Below are 19,088 nucleotides of genomic sequence, written 5' to 3'. Positions count from 1 at the left end.
GATAAAGGGTGAAACTGCAGGGGTATTTTGAGAAAGCGACAGAACTCGGGGCTTCGGATATTTTTATTACCGTAGGTTTCCCTGTCAGTGCCAAAATAGACGGGCAGCTGACCCCGTTAGGTGATGAGCCGTTATCTCAGTTTCAGGCCAAGGAACTGGTTCAGAGTGTGATGGAAGAACGTTACATCCGTGAACTGAATGAACTGAAAGAAAGTAACTTTGCAGTTGGTATTACTAATGTAGGGCGTTTTCGTTGCAGCGCATTCTGGCAACGGGACTCCATTGGTATGGTTGCCCGCCGGATCGTCACAGAAATTCCTAAAGTGGATGAACTGGGACTGCCTGCGGTACTTAAAGACATTATCATGAGTAAACGTGGCCTGGTGCTGATGGTGGGAGCTACCGGTACCGGTAAGTCTACCTCGCTGGCGGCACTGATTGACCACCGCAATCACAATTCCAAAGGGCATATCCTTACTATTGAAGATCCCATCGAGTTTATTCACCGGCATGGTTCCTGTGTGGTAACACAACGTGAAGTGGGCATTGATACCATGAGCTTTGACGACGCATTGAAAAGCTCTCTGCGTCAGGCGCCCGATGTGATCCTGCTGGGCGAAATCCGCTCTATGGAAACCATGGAATATGCCATGTCATTTGCTGATACCGGCCACCTGTGTGTCGCGACTCTGCATGCTAATAATGCAAACCAGGCGATAGAGCGCATCATGCACCTTGCACCTAAGGAAATGCATAACAAGTTGCTGTTCGATTTGAGTTTGAACCTGAGGGCCATCGTTGCCCAGCAACTGGTGCCGAAAAAAGACGGCAAAGGCCGGGTAGCTGCTATTGAGATCCTGCTTAATTCCCCGTTTGTGGCTGATCTTATTCAGACAAACCGTACCGGTGAGTTAAAAGATGCCATGAAGAAAGGCAAAGAAATGGGCATGCAGACATTTGATATGGCGCTGTATGAATTGTTTAGAGAAGATCGGATCACCTATGACCAGGCCATTCATCATGCCGATTCACCGAATGATTTGCGTCTGATGATCAAACTAGACAGCAGTGAAGGCAATGAGCTGGGTTCTTTGTCCGGCGTGTCCATCGATATGGATGACTGACTCTTCCGATGCTGAAGTTATTTGGTCATGACGACCGTTTTCTGGTTCAGCAGGTTCGCTCTGAGCTGGATGTCGCCCGTATTCCGTACCTGGTAAAAAATGAATATGCCGGTGGTGCGGTGGGCGAACTTCCCTGGCAGGAAACACAAATGGAATTGTGGCTGCTTGATGAGCAGTGGTTCGGCAAAGCGAAGGGAATCGTTGATGCGCTTACCCCAAGTAGTAATAAAGGGGAGAACTGGCAGTGTACCCATTGCGGGGAAGAGAACGAAGGGCACTTTTCACTGTGCTGGCAATGTCAGGCCGTGAAAGCAGAGCCGGCTTACTGACCGGCTTTCTCAGTACTGATTTTCTGCCCAACTGGTGAAAATCACGCAGGCAGAAACGCTGTCGACTTTATCTTTAGTCAGTTTCTTATAGCCACCTAATTCGAACAACATAGCTTTGGCATCCGCCGTAGACAACCGTTCATCCCAGGTCTCCACTTTTACGTTAAAGCGGCCGTGAAGGCGGTTTGCAAATCGTTTGGCCAGTTGCGTCACCGGTTGTTCAGTACCGTCCATATTCAACGGCAGCCCGACAATGACGAGATCCGGTTGCCACTCATCATAGATCCTCTTAACCTTTTCCCAGTCCGGCACACCATCCTGTGCTTTCAGGGCGGCAAGAGGAGAAGCTGTACCGGTTATCTCCTGACCAACAGCCACGCCAATACTTTTTGTGCCAAAATCGAAGCTTAAAACAGTCCGGCTCATATCAGGCGTGGCCAACCTGCGGCGTAAGCTGCCATACATCCACGCCCAGTTTCTTCACAGCAGACTGCCACTTCTTGTGTACGGGCGTATTGAACAGAATGTCTGTGTCGGCTTCCACCGTCAGCCAGGCATTTTCCTGCATTTCCTTCTCAAGCTGGCCGGCTTCCCATCCCGCATAGCCCAGCGCGATGATTGCATGCTCGGGGCCCTCGCTGTGACCGATGGCAGAGAGAATATCTTTTGAAGTGGTCACAACAACACCCGGTGCCATTTTCAAACTGGAACTCCAGTCACCGTCATCAGAGTGGAGCACGAAACCGCGCTCCTGACTGACCGGACCACCGGCCAGCACAATATGCTCTGACGTACTGTCGGCAAACTCCGTGTCTTTATCAGTTTGCTCAAGCAGTTCTTTCAGATTCATGTTCGATGGCTGGTTGATCACAATACCCATTGCGCCTTCACTGTTATGTTCGCAAATGTATGTGATAGACCGCGAAAAGTAAGGGTCTTCCAGTGACGGCATTGCGATCAGAAAGTGATTTTGCAAGGACTTCAGTTCTGTCATTCAACGTTACCTCAAAGCTGCCAGTTTAGTTTCTATGGCATCAAACAATTTACCCATAATACTGAAATCGAAATGGGCTTCAATTTCACGGACACAGGTGGGGCTGGTGATATTTATCTCTGTAATACGATCGCCAATCACATCCAGACCAACAAACAAAATGCGGTGCTCTTTCAGTACGGGCGCAATCGCGTTCGCCAGTGCTCTATCAGACTCACTGACTGCCTGGGGACGCCCGGTACCGCCGGCTGCCAGATTACCACGGGTTTCTCCCTTCGTGGGTAAGCGCGCCAGACAATAGGGCATCACTTCACCGTCTACAATCAGAACCCGTTTGTCACCCTCTTTAATGGCCGGCAGATATTCCTGCACCATCATCTGTTGGGTCCCGTTTTTGGTCAGGGTCTCAATGATGACGCCCAGGTTATTACCATCGGGTTTTACCCTGAAAATCGATGCGCCGCCCATACCGTCCAGCGGCTTACAGATTATATCCTGATGTTCTGCGTGGAAACCTCTTACCAGCTGAGGATTGCGTGTTACCCGTGTAGCCGGAATTAAATCCGGGAACCAGGAAGTAAATAACTTTTCATTGTAATCCCGCAGCGCCTGAGGATTATTGACTACCAGCGCGCCTCCGGCTTCCGCTAAAGACAGCATTTGTGTGGCATACAGAAATTCACTGTCGAAAGGCGGGTCTTTTCTCATCAGCAGAACATTGATATCTGCCAGTGCCATGGTCTCGCGGGGCGACAATGAATAGAAATCCTGTGCCTGGTCCCGTACGGTAACTTTACGCACGGAGGCCATTGGCTTGCCGTTATCCAGATAAAGATCGCTCATTTCCATATACAACAGGGTCGCGCCGCGTTTCTGCGCTTCCAGCATCATGGCAAAGCTGGTGTCTTTATGGGGTTTGACAGACGAGATAGGGTCCATCACAAAGCCGACTGAATAGCTCATCGGGTGATTCTCTTTTATGTAAACGGGGTAATACCTCTACTATGGCGTTGATATTGCTAAAATCAACACCTTTTCGCAGGTAATCATCGTGCTACACCGCGTTAGCCGGCGGTTTGTTCCGGAAAAGTGAAGATTATCTTGTTGCCGCCCGACTGGCGCTGCACGATTTGCATGGTTCCGCCAAGACCCGCGGTAATTTGTTGATAGCACAATGCCAGACCACCCGGTGCCGAATGCCGTCTGAGCAGAGTGGCTGCTGCCGGCCGCATGGCATTGTGAATCGTAGTGCGCGGAATGGCCTGTCCTTCATCTTCAACAATGTACCTGATCATCGGGTAATTGCCATAGCTTGTTTTTGATGCGGAAAGCCAGATTTTTCCTTCGTTACGGTTAGGGTAGCTGTGATGGCACACGTTTAAAATCAGTTCGTTGAGTATTTGTGTAAACGTGCCGGCAGCAATGGTGGAAGTACAGTCCGGGTCTATGTCGATACAGGCTTTAATATCAATATGCTTCGCTGCGCTGGCTATGACAGAAAGCATGGTGCCGGTGGCTTTCGCCAGTGAAATCTGCTTTACCGGATTGTGAGTGATAAGGCTGATGTAACCGGATAATTCATCCAGTCTGCGAACCGCTTCGCCAAGCATGTCTGAACCGGCTCCGGTTGAGCGGTTTAATGCATTATAAAATTGATTCAGTTCTTTACGGGAGAGCTGTTTTAAACTCACATTTCTTTTGTTCTGAGCGGTAATCACTTTTTGAAAGGAAAAAGTCGTCTTTACCACAGCCAGTAACGCTTCTGTTTCTTTGATTAAACCCGATGCCATAGGGCGGAAGGTTTTAGGGAGCGGGCAACTGGCAAGAATATGTTCGGCCTCTGTCATTTTCAGGGCCAGTTTTTCAGCGGTTTCTTTTAAATACTTATTTTCTTCCTGCTGCTGAGAAACCTGCTTTTGTAAGATCCAGTTGGCGCTGTTTTTTCCTTGCTGATAATCACAGTAAGCAAAAATTTTACTCAGGTTTACCGCTACGGCCTGATAGTGGGCAATGGTGTGGGGATCCGGAGTTTGCTTCTGACCGCCGGTGACCGCCAGAGTCCCGATACATTTATTTTCACGGATCAGCGGGAATGACCAGCAACTGGTGATCCCGACTTCTGCCATTTCCGGTGAAAAGTCCTTCCAGTTCGGATGGGCTGCAATGTTATCGATGAAAAAGGGCTGGCCTGTTACGGCCGCCGGCCCGCAAGCGCCTTCCTTTTCACACAGTTTCATTTCGTGAATGGCGCGAATAAAATGCTCAGGCAGAGAAGGGGCGGCTAACAGGGATAAGCTGCCGGTTTGCGGTACAACCTGCATGACTGCAAAACGGAAACTGGTGGTGTGCTGTTCCAGAAATTGTAAGTAGAAGGTCACCACTTTTGCCAGAGGCTGACCGTCGAGAATACGTTCAAGACAGGCACTGTAGACCTGATCTAAATTCAACCTGCCGGAGGCGATGGCCGGATTACCGGCGGAATGTACGAGATACATAAGCTTTTTATTGTTTTTCTGGCTTAGTTATTTTTTAACCTGTTTTAGCATACAAAACAAGTATGACGTTTATAAGTCTCCATGCTGGGACTGTAGAATAGTAATGGCAGCAAGAGCTGCTGTTTCTGTTCTTAATATGCGCGGGCCCAGACTGACAGAGGTATAGCCGCTTTCATTTGCCTGATGAATTTCCTGCTCAGACAAACCACCTTCCGGTCCGATAAGCAAACGATAGCCTTTTGATGAATAGGGCGTTTTTACCAGTGGTGAATCTGCGCCCGGGGCTAATGTTAAACGAACAGCCTGAGTCGTACTCGCCAGCCATTGATTCAGTGTTACCGGCGCATTGAGTACCGGAACCACATTACGTCCGCATTGCTCACAAGCACCGGTGATGATTTTTTGCCATTGCTGAATTTTCTTTTCCCAGCGCTTTTCATCCAGCTTCACTGCACATCGTTGTGTCAGTACCGGTGTGATTTCAGTAACACCCAGCTCGACACTTTTCTGTAAAACAGTATCCATGCGGTCGCCTTTCGACACACCCTGACCCAGATGAATTGGAAGAGGTGACTCTTTACCGATGGTCAGGCAGGCGTCAGCTTCAATGACAACCTGTTTGCGGTTCACTGCGATAATCTGGGCACTGTACTCATTACCATCGCCGTTAAACAGCACAACGGGATGATTCGCTTTGAGTCGCAACACAGTTGCTACGTGGTGTGCAGCGTCATCATTAAGCAGGAACTCTTCGTCCAGAGGAATATTACCGGGGTGGTACAGGCGCGGGATTCGCATGGTGATATCACTATAACTTCAGTTTTATAAGCGTTATATGATAGCGAGTTTGCGGGTGCAGACGCAATGTCTGCACCGCAGTAAGCGGGGGAATTTAGTTAACCTGAACACTGTTCGGACGGGTTTCTTTGGAAATGTTACTTAAATCCGTCGCAGCACCGCTCTTTCGGGCGTGAACAGTATTTTTACCTTTGTCAGAGGTGAGGGCAAAACCCAGAATGAAGAGAACAATCACAAAAAGAACAGATAGAAAGAACATTTTAAAATCCCTTAGTTTAGCAAACCGGTACTTGGCGATAGCTAAATAACCAGATACGTCATTACGTCTTACATCCAACATCGGATCCTGATGTTGTAAATCCATACGAAAGAAGTCACTTTCTTCCGGTATTCTGGTTCGTATTTCCTGCCACTGAGCGGCTTGTAAGCCGAAAAGTGATGACTGAATATAGACTAAAATCTGCGAATTTCCAGCCTTTCCCGATGCCGGATTTATTCAATTTTGTTATTAGCACTAAAATCAGTTGGTTAAAGAAACACGTTGTCGAGCATTCATCGCGCTGTTTTTTTCACGCACTGCAAACTTTACGTTGATGCGATGACAGAAATATTATCGTCAGCTTATAAGTGTTTCATCATCTGAATTTATACCATTGTATAAGGCAGAAAGCAGAGCAGGGGCATTGCGTGATCTACCGCAATATTGCTATCGTATCCCCCGCTCTGTGCAACGATTCGCGCATTAACAAAGGAAACAGAAATGGAAGAAACTTTATCAATGTTTACTGCTTCAGATATTGAACGGTATATTAATACATACGCTATTCCCTGGGCGATCAACATCGCTATGGCAATTGCGATCTTCGTTATTGGACGAATCATTGTCGGTATACTGCTGTCTGTATTCCGTCGTGTGATGGCAAAATCCAAATACGACGAAATGCTAATCAATTTTGTAGAGTCGATTGTCTCTGCAATACTGATGTTGTTCGTTATTGTGGCATCACTTGACCAACTGGGCGTGGATACCACCTCTCTTGTTGCTATTGTGGGGGCAGCCGGTTTAGCTATCGGTTTATCTCTGCAGGATTCTCTGAAGAATTTCGCAGCCGGCGTTATGTTACTGGTATTCAAGCCGTTCAAACAAGGCAACTATGTTGAAGCCGCAGGTACTGCCGGTGTCGTTCAGAAGATTGGTATTTTCCACACTGTGATGACGTCCCTGGATAACAAAGAAATCACTATTCCGAACGGTAAGATTTACAGCGACAACATCACTAACTACTCTGCAAAAGACACCCGTCGTTGTGATATGACGTTCGGCATCGGCTACGATGATGATCTGCTGAAAGCTAAGCGCATTTTGCAGGAACTGGTAGATGAAGAAACCCGTATTATGAAAGAACCAGCCTGCTTAATCGGCGTGGCTGAATTAGGTGACAGTTCCGTTAACTTTACTGTTCGTCCGTGGGTGGCTGCCGCCGATAACCTGGCCGTACGCCTGGCCTTTACTGAAGCGGTGAAATTGCGTTTTGACGCGGAAGGTATTTCTATTCCTTATCCGCAAATGGATGTGCACTTTTTCAAAGAAGCTGACAAAACAGTATCTGCGAAAGAATCAGCATAATTCTGTTTAGTATCCTGAGTACTTAACACTGATACTAAAAACCCCCTTTTTCGAAAGGGGGTTTTTTATTAGTGCCAGTCGGGTCGACTCCTGACACCTTCACTGTGGTTGGCAGCTACTTACAGGAAGGGCGTTTAGCTGTTCCCTGATAATCCGCCATGGCAGCCTGCATATTGGCCTGCAAGTTTTCAATACGGCTTTGCGGGGCAGGGTGAGTGGACAGAATTTCTACCGGACGCTGACCATTGCTGGCGGCATCCATGTTCTTCCATAACTCTACTGACTCCCTGGGATCGAAGCCTGCCTGCGCCATCAGTGCCAGGCCGATAAGATCGGCTTCAGACTCGTGGGCACGGGAGAAGGGCAGCGTAATCGCAACCTGTGAACCCATGCCAATAGCCGCCATAATCGCACCGCTGTATGCCACCTGGTTTGCTTCAATTGCCGTTGCTACGGCTTGCGTACCCAGGTTTGTCAGTGTGGAAGTCGACATACGCTCGTTACCATGATGAGCAATAACATGGCCGATTTCGTGTCCGATAACGGCTGCTAACTGGGACTGGGTTTTCGCCACATTGAGCAAGCCGGTATAAACACCGATTTTACCACCGGGTAATGCAAAGGCGTTGACCTGGTCATCCTGAAAAACCACCACTTCCCATTCACCGTTAAACACCGAGTCCGGTACCAGCGGCGTCAGCGATTTTGCAACACACTGAACGTAAGTATTCTCTACCTGTTTACTGGAAACCTTCAGTTCCTCTTTCATACTTGAAAACGCCTGACCGCCCATTTCGGCCATTTGTGTTTCAGAGTACAACAACACCTGGTTGCGCCCGGTCGGGGATGTAGCACATGCGCCCAGCACACTTGCCAGTCCCGCCACTGCGAGCACCTTCATCCGTTGTTTCATTTGTGTCCCTCTTCTGCGTTTTTTCATTGCTTAATACTAATTAAGTGCCTGTTAAAAAGCCACTGGCAAAGGTTAACTACGAAGCGGTAAGCAAAAGAGTTTTTATTGTTAAGCAACGGTTCAGCTTCGTTGTGGGAAAGTGTTCAGACAACAAATAAAGGGAAGATAAGATGACATAAATTCGTCATCTCCCTGACTTATTGCTGTCACACCGTTTCCTTAGGTTATTGAAATTTTGTTGTATGCACACTCAGCCGCATGCGACGTATTTCTATAATAACTTCTAAAGGAAACAGCATGTTGATGCAAAATAAATTCAAACTGGGATTACTGGCGTTGGTGGTATCTGCCGCTCTGACAGGGTGTAGTTTAGATGGCGATGACGGTGCCGACGGTGCACAGGGCCCTCAGGGTGAACAGGGCGAAACCGGGAGTGATGGTCAGGACGCCACAACAGGCGTCGCACTGGAAGTTGTGGGCCGTGCAGTTGTTGGCGGGGCCGGTGCTGCTGAAATTGTGCAGTATCATGCGGGTACACAAACCGTTTATGCAACTAACGGTGAATCAGATACCATCTCTGTGATCAGCATTGCAGAACTCACCGGAGATGCCCTGGAAGCGCCGGTTACTTCTACCAACCTCACAAACACATCAATCGAATTACCTGTTGAAGCAGACGGTACTGCGCTGGCCGGCCTTACCAGTATTGCGGTGTCCGGCGATTTGCTGGCTGTCGCTATTCCCGCAGATGAAAAAGCTGATAACGGCTTTGTACTTTTCTACAACGGCCTTGATGCCGGCGAGCCGGCTTTCCTTTCCGCTGTTGAAGTTGGCAACCTGCCTGATAATGTTGTTTTCACTCCGGATGGTACAAAGGTACTCACTGCGAACGAGGGCGAACCGTCAGATGATTACACCATTGACCCTGAAGGTTCTGTAAGTGTTATCACTGTCACAGACGGTGTCCCGGCAGACACTGCAACAACCCTTACATTTGAAAGCTTCAACGGCCAGCAGGCAGAGCTTGAAGCCATGGGTATGCAGTTCCCTAATCCGTCCGGCCGTACTATAAATGGTGTTGCCATTAACACCACAGTCGCTATGGATTTAGAGCCTGAGTACATCACAGCCACCGATTCTGTTGCTTACGTTACCTTGCAGGAAAATAACGGTGTCGCCGTGGTTGATCTGGAAGCCATGACTATCAGCATTATCGGACTGGGCGTAAAAGACTGGAGTCAGTACCAAATTGACGTGCAGGAAAATGGTGAAGTCAGCTTTGGTCAGTACGAAGGTCTGTATGGCGTTTATATGCCCGACACAATCACCAGAACTACGTGGAAGGGGGCAACTTTCCTGCTGACTGCAAACGAAGGTGATGCCCGTGAGTACATTTTCAGTGCAGATGATGAAGCATCCTGTCTGGCTGCCGGAGGTCTGGAGTTTGACGACGGTGACTGTCTGGCCTACACCGATGAAGTTAAAGTCGAAGATCTCACTGCCGCAACAAATTCAGAGCTGGCCATGTTGCAGGCAAACGGTGAAGCAGATGACCTGCGGGTGACGCTGGGTATGGGCGATGCCGATGGTGACAGTGAATATGATGCAGCATATACGTATGGCGCACGTTCTTTCACTATCTGGGATCAGAACGGCCAGGTTGTATTTGATTCAGGCGACGATTTTGAACGCATTACCGCCTCTGTACACGGTGCAGCGTTTAATAACGGTGATGATGAAAATGAAGGCGACAGCCGCTCCGAAAATAAAGGGCCTGAGCCGGAAGCCATTACCACAGGTACACTGGGCGATCGCACTTATGCCTTTATCGGTACTGAGCGTATGGGAGGCATTTTTGTTTACGACATCACGAATCCTTACGATGTCAGTTTCTCTGAATACGTGATAAACCGTGATTTGACGGAAGGGCTGACGGCTGATGACAGTATTGGTGATCTGGCGCCGGAAAGTCTGGTATTTATCAGCCCGGAAGACAGCCCTACCGGTGAAGCTTTACTTGTAGTGGGTAACGAAGTCAGTGGCTCAGTCTCACTGTGGCAGGTAACTGCTAAATAAAACTTCTGCCTCTTTATACCTCTTCAGAAAGCCTGAATGCATTAGCATTCAGGCTTTTTTGTTTGTCAGAAGTCCGATGACTTTTGGGTCTCAAACGGCTAAGCTACGAAAAAACGAGAGAGTTATTCATGACTAAAAAAGTTGTTATCAGTGGTGTCGGCCTGTGGACACCTGAACACGTAATCACTAACGAAGAACTCGTCGCCAGCTACAACGCCTACGCAGACAAGTTTAATGCAGAAAACGCGGCACAAATTGATGCCGGTACTGTTGCTGCCAAACCTCATTCCAGTGCAGAGTTCATTGAAAAAGCGTCCGGTATAAAGCAACGCTACATCTACCGTAAAGAAGGCGCGCTGGATGTTGAACGCATGCGCCCGGTCATTCCTGAGCGGCAGGACGAAGAGTTGTCCCATCAGGGGGAAATTGCCCTGGAGGCTGCGAAGAAGGCGCTGGCAGCGGCGAATAAATCACCGGAAGACATCGATGCAGTGATCGTATCATGTGCTTATACACAACGGGCTTATCCTGCCATTGCAATCGAAGTGCAAAACCAGCTGGGTATCAAAGGTTTCGGTTTTGATATGCTGGTTGCCTGCTCGGCGGCCACATTTGGCATGCACCGCGCATGGGAAATGGTGGCATCCGGCAACGCCCGTGCCGTGCTGGTTATCAATCCTGAACTGGTGTCACCTCAGGTAAATTACACCGACCGTGACAGTCACTTTATTTTTGGTGATGTGGCAACGGCCACGGTGGTAGAAAGCGAAGACACCGCAAACAGCGACCATGTATTTTCGGTGCTGAGCACAAAAGCGGTGACGTCGTTTTCAAATAACATCCGTTCGAACTTTGGCTACATCAGCCGCGCTCACGATGTTGATCCGTACGGTGAAGACAAATTATTTCACCAGGCCGGCCGTAAAGTATTTAAAGAAGTATGCCCGATGGCTGCTGACCATATTGAGGCACACCTTGCCAGTCACAGTTTTACGCCGGCAGATGTACGCCGCTGGTGGTTGCACCAGGCCAATATCAATATGAACCTGTTAATTGCTAAGCGTCTGTTAGGGCGGGATGCGACGGCAGATGAAGCGCCAATCGTACTCGACCGTTACGCTAATACGGCATCAGCGGGCTCAGTCATCGCATTTGCATTGCATCATCAGGATCTTCAGTCCGGTGACGTGGGCGTACTGTGTTCTTTCGGTGCCGGATACTCCATCGGAAGTTTAGTTATCCAAAAGCAATAAGTTGCCGGAAATAGGGAAGTTATGATTTCAGATATTGGTTACGGCCTGAATGCAGCAGGCTATCTGGTTCTGCTGCTGTTGTTATTCACAGTCCGTAAATCCGGTCTGGCGAAGCACTTGCTGGTGCTCGCCACGATGGCAACCATGGTGTGGTCACTCAGTTTCGTCACCAGGCTTACAGGCCCGGTTTCCGGTCCGCATTTGCTGATAGCAGACACTCTCAAGCAAATGGTGTGGTTATTATTCATTGCCGGCTGTCTGCAGGATAACTTCAATAATCTCTGGCAGGTGCTGCGCAGGCCGGCGACGATGGTGATCCTCACGCCGCCGGTGCTGGCGTTATTTCTTCCTTTTATTTCTACAATTCCTCACTCCTGGCAGTTTCTCTTTCTTACCGTGTTATCACTGGAAGTACTTATTCTGCTTGAAGTTTTATTCAGACAGGCGGGTGAAAATCAGTGGGCGTATAAACCGCTGGTGCTCTACCTTGGCGCCATGCACCTGTTCGAATTTGTGATGTACGCCAATGCCACTATGGTCACAAAAATAGAGTTGGTCTACGTGGTATCAAGAGGGTATATCTATTTACTGATGATGCCGCTGCTGGTGGTAGCTATTCGCCGTATCAAGCATTGGGGCGTCGATATCTTTATCTCCCGTGAAGTGGTACTGCACAGCTCCCTGCTGCTGGTGGCCGGTATCTATTTGCTGGTAATGGCGCTGGCCGGTTATGTGGTGAATTATATCGGCGGTAACTGGAGTTCCACGATTCAGACTGTGCTGGTGGTACTGTCTCTGGCACTGCTCATCACAATGGTCCTGTCGAACAGTTTCCGGACGCGGATAAAAGTATTTATCACCAAGCACTTCTTTGCCAACCAGTTTGATTACCGGGTTGAATGGGTGAAGCTGACTCAGGCTCTGTCTTCGTCAGAAGCCGGTGCAGCGCCGGATGTTTATGGCAATGCATTGCGGGGTGTGCTGGGTGCCATCAACTATGAAAACGGCACACTGGTGAAAGCCACCGGTATCGATTTTGACGTGGTGGCCAGTGTAAACAGTGAAGGAATATCGGCAGACGAAATTAAAATCCTCAAGCAACTTATGCCATTCTGTCAGCAAACCAACTGGCTGGTTGATGTGGATGAGTATGCATCAAAGCCTTTTGAGTACAATGGCTTGTTGCTGGACAGAGAGGCGCTGAAAGGTTGTCGCTTTCAACTGGCACTGCCACTTTTAAATTCAGAACAAATTTGGGGCTTTGCCCTGCTAAAAACAAAAGACAGTGAGGCACTGACACTGAACTGGGAAGTCCGCGATTATCTTAACGCTGTGACTGAACAGGTTGGTACATACTTACTACACCATGAAGCCGCCAATGCCGTGGCAGAGAACGCACAATTTGCTGCTTTCAACCGGATGTCAGCGTTTGTACTTCACGATTTAAAAAATGTGATGGCGCAAATCGACCTCATTCTTTGTAATGCCGAACAACACAAACATAACCCTGAGTTTATTGAAGATACCTTTGAAACTCTGCATTATACTAAGGCGCGCATGGATAAAATGCTGCGTCAGCTCACCGAGAAAAAGGTCGATGAGCCCGGTGTGTTCTCAGCGCACACACTCTCTGATTTAACCGGTAAGCTGATAGAAACCCGTTGTCAGTCGCTTAAACCAGTACCTGAACTGGTGGTGGAAAGTGAAGAAAAGGTAGTGGTCGATCCTGAGAAATTCAGTAATGTGATGTACCATCTAATCAGTAATGCACAGCAAGCCACCGGCGATGACGGTTTTGTCCGTATAACGCTGGAAAGTGACCTGGCCGGTCAGCGCCAGATTGTACGGATTGAAGACAATGGCTGTGGCATGGATGAAGCATTTATTGAACAACGGTTGTTTAAGCCGTTTGATACCACAAAAGGTAACGCGGGCATGGGTATCGGTGCCTATGACGCAAAAAATTATATGCAGTCTATTGGCGGCAAATTGTCGGTAGAAAGCGAAACAGGAAAGGGAAGTTGTTTTACCCTGGTGTTCCCGCTGGATTAACAGATTTCATTTCCCATAATTCATATTTACTAATGGAAACGTGCGAATGACGGATACGATTCTTGTTGTCGATGACGATCTCGGCATCCAGAAACAGTTAAAATGGAGCTTTACTGACTACAACGTGGTATTTGCAGATGACAGAACCTCTGCGATTGCCCAGTTACGTCGTCATGAGCCCAAAGTAGTGACTCTGGACCTGGGTCTGCCACCTGATCCTGCTAATGCCTCTGAGGGGCTGAAAACCCTTGAAGAAATCATGGCTCTGGCACCGCGGACCAAAGTGATTGTTGTCACCGGCAATAACGATAAAGAGAATGCACTGAAAGCGATTGATCTCGGGGCTTACGATTTTTATCAGAAGCCCATTGATTCCGATACTATCAAGCTGCTGGTCAACCGCGCCCTGAATCTGGCTAATCTGGAACATCAGAACCGCATTCTGGCGAAAGCCCGTCCTGCCATGGGACGTATTATCGGTAATTCTGAGGCAATTCAGGTTGTTATGCGCAAGGCCGAGAAAATTGCCGGCACCGATATCAGTACGTTATTACAGGGCGAAAGTGGTACCGGTAAAGAAGTGTTTGCCAGAAGTATTCACGAACACAGCCCCCGTAAAGACAAGCCTTTTGTCGCGATTAACTGTGCGTCGATTCCTGAAAACTTGCTGGAAAGTGAATTATTCGGCTACGAAAAAGGTGCATTTACCGGAGCTAATAAAACGACTCTGGGTAAAATCGAAACGGCTCAGGGCGGTACACTGTTTCTTGATGAAATCGGTGATATGCCTATTGGCCTGCAAGCTAAAATGCTTCGTTTCCTGCAGGAGCGGGTGATTGAACGGGTTGGCGGGCGAACAGAAATTCCGGTGGATATCCGCGTGATCTGTGCAACCCACCGGGATTTGCAACAGATGGTGGCAGACGAAACCTTCCGTGAGGATTTATATTATCGTGTGGGCGAGATCCCTATCTTTATTCCGCCACTGCGTGAGCGCGACCAGGACATCATTCTGCTGGCCCGTACATTCCTGAATACATACCGGGAAGAGTTCGGTGCTAAAGCCAAGAGCTTCTCTGATACCGCCATCCAGGCCATGTTGAATCATAAATGGCCCGGCAATATCCGTGAAATGCAGAATAAGCTGAAATCTGCCGTCATTATGGCTGAAGGCTCTGTGGTGCAGGCTGAAGATTTGGGCCTTATGGCACCACGGGGAGACAACGAGCCGGAAACGCTGAATTTACGGGAAGTCCGTGAGATGGCGGAAAGCCGTGCTATCAGACGGGCCTATCAGACAGCCGATAAAAATATGTCAAAGACTGCAGAGTTACTGGGTGTGACCAGGCCGACCCTGTATTCTCTTATCGACAAATACCATATGGAAGACATTAAAACCGGCGTGTAACTCCCGCCGGTTATTCCATTGGCCACTCAATACTGGCCAGGTTGTTCAGGGACGTTTTTATCTGCACATCAGTGAGTGAGAACTTCCCTTCCAGCGGAGAGGGCGGCAGAACATTGTCGCTTTCTTTGCAGGCTTCAATGGCGCCCACCCAACAGTCTCTTTGGGATATTTTTGCTGCGTACAGACAATAATCCATCACCGCGAAGGTTTTTACCCAGTCCATTTCATAAGGATTTCTGGGACACAGAGGCATTGCACAAAACCCCACGCTGCAAGTGGCGTTGATCACCACATCATCTGGTAAGTGAAAACGCTTCTGACGCACCGCCTCAATAAGTCTGTCAGCCAGTTCCACCATATCATTACGGTTAGCGTTGCGGCACACCGCCAGAAATTCTTCGCCACCCCAGCGGATAAGCAAATCTGTCTGCCTGAACACTTCTTTTAATATACCGGTGAATTGCACCAGGAAGCGGTCACCGGCAAGGTGACCGTACTCATCATTGATTTGCTTAAAGTGGTCTATATCAATTAAAAAGCAGAGTAAGTCATGATTTGGCGGAAAGGTCTCATCATTAAGACTGGCGTAGTGATGTTGCACCCGGCTGATCTCACCCGGCAATTGAGCTGAGAGGAAGTTGCGGTTATACAAGCCTGTGAGTGCATCACGCATGCTGACCTGCTCCAGCGCATGATAAGCTTCTTCCAGCTGTTGATTTTTCTGCTCCAGCTCAGTGGTCCGGTTGCGGACTTCCAGTGCCAGCCGCTGATTTTGCCGGTACTGGTTATAACGGCTCCACAGCAAAAAAAGAAATAGTAACAGGGACACCAGGCTACCCAGCGATAACATACTTTCCAGGTTATGCTGACGCACCTGAGCCAGTTCAACAGTGCGGTTTTTCTCCTGAATCTCGAAATCCCTTGCCTGACGTTCCATCTCCACTTTGGCTTTCAGCTTCTCAAAGTAGATCGCCTGCTCCGTGTCCATCTGGTGTTCCAGTCTGGCGATGGTTTCGTCAACAGAGTTGAAAAAGGCCGGAGGCAGCACGTCCAGACGGGGGGCGATGTCATTATCGGCAGTCTGGTGAGCAATAAACCGGGCGACGGTGGTTTCCCGGCTGGGGGGGGCAGCCTGCAAATCTTCCTGTCTGACCGTACCCTGGGCACTAAGCAGCGAGGGAAATAATCCAAGCAGTGTAATCAAACTGCCTGACAGATAACTTTTCATCTTCATCCTGTTCAGAAAAAGTAAAACCGGGGAGCACAGTGACACCGTGCTCCCGTTGTTGCGTATTGGCGCGCTTTGCATTCCATGCAAACGCCTGCACCCGGCCGCCACCTTGTGGTATGTCTGTCAGGGTGTTTTATTTGTCAGTAAAGGCCTGATGTCTTCACTGCTTTGATTTTCTATCCATATTCTGATGAGTCTGGAACGGCAGATCCCTGTTTCTGCCGACAACTTTCCAAGTTTCTCAATTGCGCCTTCAGATAATGTAAATGTAGCACGTCGCATGGGACCGCAAGGCGTAATGTTGTCTTTGTTAGCAGAGTCCGTTGCCGGATAGACCTGCCTGATAACATGGTTACCTGCTGCGTAGGCCAGTGCGTCGTCAATAAATTCATCAACGCTCACCGGCTCAACAGGTTTAGCTGACGGCGTGGATTTTTTGAGGCTGCACAGACTCATAAGATTTCCCCTCTCTCCGCGACAGAAGTTCTTCAATGATATTGCGAATTTCTGCTGATGCTTTTCCGTCCGGCTCACTTTCCATGACTGACTGTCCAGACTCTTCAGAATCGTCATACATATTGCGGCTGTATGTCACTGAGTCCAGTACCGGTACTTCAAATGAACGACAGACATCTTTTGCTTCAAGGATCCTGCTGCCCAGCGAAGGCAGAGAAGGGCACTGGGTAATTACAAAAGCAGCATTCATGTCGGGATTCACCATTTTGCAGGTTGAAAGAATATCTTCCATATGGGGAACCGTTTTCAGATCCCGCCGTTTGGGACGTAACGGAATAAGAATGTGGTCAGCCACTGCCATCGAGGAGCGCAGCGCAAGGTTATCCTGTCCGCCACAGTCAATGACTACGTAATCGTAGTGCTCGCGCAGGCTCAGTAATTCGTTGCGGATCTTGCCGTACAACTGCACGCAGTTAATCGACGGCAATTTATCATTAGCTTTGCGTTCCTGAATCCAGTCTGAAGTAGTGCGCTGCGGATCGCAGTCGACCATCAGTACACTGGCATTTTTTTCAGTTCTCAGATAAACAGCGATATTTTGTGCAAGGCAGCTTTTGCCACTGCCGCCTTTCTCGCCACCAACCAAAACGATCATCGTTCGTTCCTCAACTTTTGATCCGTCATCACGGATAAACGGTTAACGAATGTGACTGAAAAAGTGAACATGAGCCGGATTAAGGACTATGCTTGTTCGGTAACCCCGCTATCATTATCTGTAATCAGATGGCAGACCGGAGGCTTTGCGTCACGGGCTTTCGCACCGCTTTGCCTTTTTCAACAGTACATTTTCGGGTAAGCGGCGGGGATGCCATGGCTTACCGGTAAGTCAGGATACTAGTCAAAACAAACGGTGTGCGCCGCATGCCTCACGATATTTAAGAATAAAAAAATATACCTGTCAGACCAGGTGGCCGGTGGCGACAAACGGGCTGCAGGACTTGGAAATCCGCGGTTCGCCCGTGTAAATCATTCTAATTAAAGTTATATCTGTTAATATGCCAACACATGGTGTTATTGAAAACTATACCCGCAAATAAGGAGAAGGGAGTGGTAAAAACATCCCTGTTGAGTTTGGTTCTGCTGGCATTCAGCACAGTCAGTTTCGGGCAGAATAATGCAATGGATGAAGCGTTTGATTCATTCAGTCATCTCTATGAAGAACGTTTCGGCCAGATCAGGGCATGCATGAACCCCACATTTCAGCGTTTCAGTGTGTGTTCTCCTGCTCTTCGCAACGATGGTAATGCGCCGTATATTCTGCATCACGGTAAACCTGTCGATACAGTGGTTGTTCTGCTTCACGGATTAAGCGATTCGCCGTTTTATATGTCTGGCATTGCACGGGCGCTGCACGACAAAGGTTACAACGTTATTGTGCCTTTAAACGTAGGACACGGCCAACTGGATGCCAGCGACGAAATGAGCGACAGCAATCTGGCAGAACGCTGGGGTGCACACCTGAGTGATGTCATGGCGCTGGCACCGCAACTTGGTAAGCACGTTTATCTGGGCGGTTTTTCCACCGGCGGCGCGCTTTCTGTTCAGCATTATTTGCATCACCCTGACAACATTGACGGCCTGATGTTATTTTCCGGTGCTCTGGCACTCGACAGCGGCGTAGAGCGGTTATCCGGGATCTGGGGAATTCAGTGGGTCGCCAGGTTTCTTGACGGTCACTATGAAACACAGGGGCCGAATCCGTATAAATATCCCACCATTGCCAGTTTTTCCGGACTTGAACTGATGGAAGTGATTGATGATGTGAGAGACCAGTTTGAACAGGGGAAAACTGTAGACGTACCTGTATTTGCCGCACATTCTCAGGCAGACACCACTACGCCTATTACAGGTATTGAAGATTTAATGTCGCGGGCAACCACGAAAACCAATACCTTTTTTATCATCGATGAGAGTTATAAATTATGCCATGCTGATGTGGTGGTGAATAAGAAAATGCTCAGTGATATGCATTTCGATAAATCCGGTGTGGATTTACGTGATCCCTGTGCGGCTCCCGGTGCTAATCCGCTGTTCCGCCAGATGATTATGATGCTGGGCAGCTTTATGGATGAAGCGGCACAGAAAGCCGGTTAATTGATTGACACAGTGCCCGGGATTGATTAATTTAACTCCATTATCGCTACGAACTAACATTGCAAACTGGTCAACATGATTTTTCAAACTTTGTCACAACCAGGCAAGCCACAATCTGCACTCATTATTCTACTCGCTATTCTCAGCAATTGGCGGGTTCGTTAGTACGTAAATGAAC

At 48.6% G+C, this 19,088-nt stretch carries 18 protein-coding genes and 1 riboswitch; of the genes, 8 read left to right on the top strand and 10 right to left on the bottom strand.

From position 1 onward, the window contains the following. The first annotated feature begins 8 nt into the window (after positions 1–8). Positions 9–1,124, top strand: a complete 1,116-nt coding sequence (locus ACXAGC_RS05205) for a PilT/PilU family type 4a pilus ATPase (protein WP_474843004.1) — start codon at positions 9–11, stop codon at positions 1,122–1,124. Between the two features lie 8 nt (positions 1,125–1,132). Further along, entirely contained in the window at positions 1,133–1,453 is a 321-nt protein-coding gene (locus ACXAGC_RS05200) for a putative signal transducing protein (RefSeq protein ID WP_474843002.1), read from the top strand. A 9-nt stretch (positions 1,454–1,462) separates the two neighbouring features. Here the strand turns inward: ACXAGC_RS05200 and ruvX are convergent, their stop codons facing one another. From ruvX to ACXAGC_RS05170, 6 genes are all read right to left on the bottom strand, one after another. Further along, positions 1,463–1,879: a Holliday junction resolvase RuvX gene (gene ruvX, locus ACXAGC_RS05195; protein WP_119502224.1), complete on the bottom strand. Its 417-nt coding sequence runs from the start codon at positions 1,877–1,879 to the stop codon at positions 1,463–1,465. Position 1,880: 1 nt separating this feature from the next. Continuing rightward, entirely contained in the window at positions 1,881–2,447 is a 567-nt protein-coding gene (locus ACXAGC_RS05190) for a YqgE/AlgH family protein (RefSeq protein WP_119502223.1), read from the bottom strand. Between the two features lie 6 nt (positions 2,448–2,453). Next, positions 2,454–3,410, bottom strand: coding sequence for a glutathione synthase (gene gshB / locus ACXAGC_RS05185; RefSeq protein ID WP_474842999.1), 957 nt, complete (start codon positions 3,408–3,410; stop codon positions 2,454–2,456). A 101-nt stretch (positions 3,411–3,511) separates the two neighbouring features. Further along, positions 3,512–4,942, bottom strand: coding sequence for a sensor histidine kinase (locus ACXAGC_RS05180; protein WP_474842997.1), 1,431 nt, complete (start codon positions 4,940–4,942; stop codon positions 3,512–3,514). Between the two features lie 69 nt (positions 4,943–5,011). Further along, positions 5,012–5,740, bottom strand: a complete 729-nt coding sequence (locus ACXAGC_RS05175; RefSeq protein WP_474842996.1) for a 16S rRNA (uracil(1498)-N(3))-methyltransferase — start codon at positions 5,738–5,740, stop codon at positions 5,012–5,014. Between the two features lie 94 nt (positions 5,741–5,834). Further along, a complete protein-coding gene (locus tag ACXAGC_RS05170) occupies positions 5,835–6,104 on the bottom strand; it encodes a hypothetical protein (protein WP_474842994.1) in 270 nt (89 codons plus the stop codon). 396 nt (positions 6,105–6,500) lie between these two features. Between ACXAGC_RS05170 and ACXAGC_RS05165 the strand changes: the two genes are divergently transcribed. After that, the gene (locus ACXAGC_RS05165; RefSeq protein ID WP_474842992.1) at positions 6,501–7,367 is read left to right on the top strand and encodes a mechanosensitive ion channel family protein; all 867 of its coding nucleotides are present in this window, start codon (positions 6,501–6,503) and stop codon (positions 7,365–7,367) included. Positions 7,368–7,482: 115 nt separating this feature from the next. Here ACXAGC_RS05165 and ACXAGC_RS05160 read toward each other — a convergent pair whose 3' ends face one another. After that, positions 7,483–8,280, bottom strand: coding sequence for a M48 family metallopeptidase (locus tag ACXAGC_RS05160; protein ID WP_474842990.1), 798 nt, complete (start codon positions 8,278–8,280; stop codon positions 7,483–7,485). 297 nt (positions 8,281–8,577) lie between these two features. Here ACXAGC_RS05160 and ACXAGC_RS05155 point away from each other — a divergent pair, with 297 nt between their 5' ends. The 4 genes from ACXAGC_RS05155 (at position 8,578) to prsR (ending at position 15,069) form a co-directional block, all read left to right on the top strand. Continuing rightward, a complete protein-coding gene (locus ACXAGC_RS05155; protein WP_474842988.1) occupies positions 8,578–10,356 on the top strand; it encodes a choice-of-anchor I family protein in 1,779 nt (592 codons plus the stop codon). A 128-nt stretch (positions 10,357–10,484) separates the two neighbouring features. Further along, complete coding sequence (locus ACXAGC_RS05150; RefSeq protein WP_119502215.1) at positions 10,485–11,609, top strand: beta-ketoacyl-ACP synthase III; 1,125 nt, start codon at positions 10,485–10,487, stop codon at positions 11,607–11,609. Positions 11,610–11,630: 21 nt separating this feature from the next. After that, on the top strand, positions 11,631–13,661 hold the full coding sequence (prsK, locus tag ACXAGC_RS05145; protein WP_474842985.1) for an XrtA/PEP-CTERM system histidine kinase PrsK: 2,031 nt from the start codon (positions 11,631–11,633) through the stop codon (positions 13,659–13,661). A gap of 46 nt (positions 13,662–13,707) precedes the next feature. Next, positions 13,708–15,069: a PEP-CTERM-box response regulator transcription factor gene (gene prsR, locus ACXAGC_RS05140; protein WP_474842983.1), complete on the top strand. Its 1,362-nt coding sequence runs from the start codon at positions 13,708–13,710 to the stop codon at positions 15,067–15,069. Positions 15,070–15,079: 10 nt separating this feature from the next. Here prsR and ACXAGC_RS05135 read toward each other — a convergent pair whose 3' ends face one another. From ACXAGC_RS05135 to ACXAGC_RS05125, 3 genes are all read right to left on the bottom strand, one after another. Further along, entirely contained in the window at positions 15,080–16,297 is a 1,218-nt protein-coding gene (locus ACXAGC_RS05135) for a GGDEF domain-containing protein (RefSeq protein ID WP_474842981.1), read from the bottom strand. Positions 16,298–16,423: 126 nt separating this feature from the next. Next, positions 16,424–16,756: a replication protein RepA gene (locus ACXAGC_RS05130; protein WP_474842979.1), complete on the bottom strand. Its 333-nt coding sequence runs from the start codon at positions 16,754–16,756 to the stop codon at positions 16,424–16,426. Beyond that, positions 16,716–17,411: an AAA family ATPase gene (locus ACXAGC_RS05125; protein WP_119502210.1), complete on the bottom strand. Its 696-nt coding sequence runs from the start codon at positions 17,409–17,411 to the stop codon at positions 16,716–16,718. The genes ACXAGC_RS05130 and ACXAGC_RS05125 overlap by 41 nt, the downstream gene beginning before the upstream one ends. A 95-nt stretch (positions 17,412–17,506) precedes the next feature. Further along, positions 17,507–17,596: riboswitch (cyclic di-GMP riboswitch) on the bottom strand. Positions 17,597–17,863: 267 nt separating this feature from the next. Between ACXAGC_RS05125 and ACXAGC_RS05120 the strand changes: the two genes are divergently transcribed. Next, complete coding sequence (locus ACXAGC_RS05120; protein ID WP_474842976.1) at positions 17,864–18,910, top strand: alpha/beta hydrolase; 1,047 nt, start codon at positions 17,864–17,866, stop codon at positions 18,908–18,910. Positions 18,911–19,088: the final 178 nt, after the last annotated feature.

It is taken from the genome of Alteromonas sp. AWJ4_197 (assembly GCF_056160285.1).
This window is presented reverse-complemented; position numbering and strand designations above follow the sequence as displayed.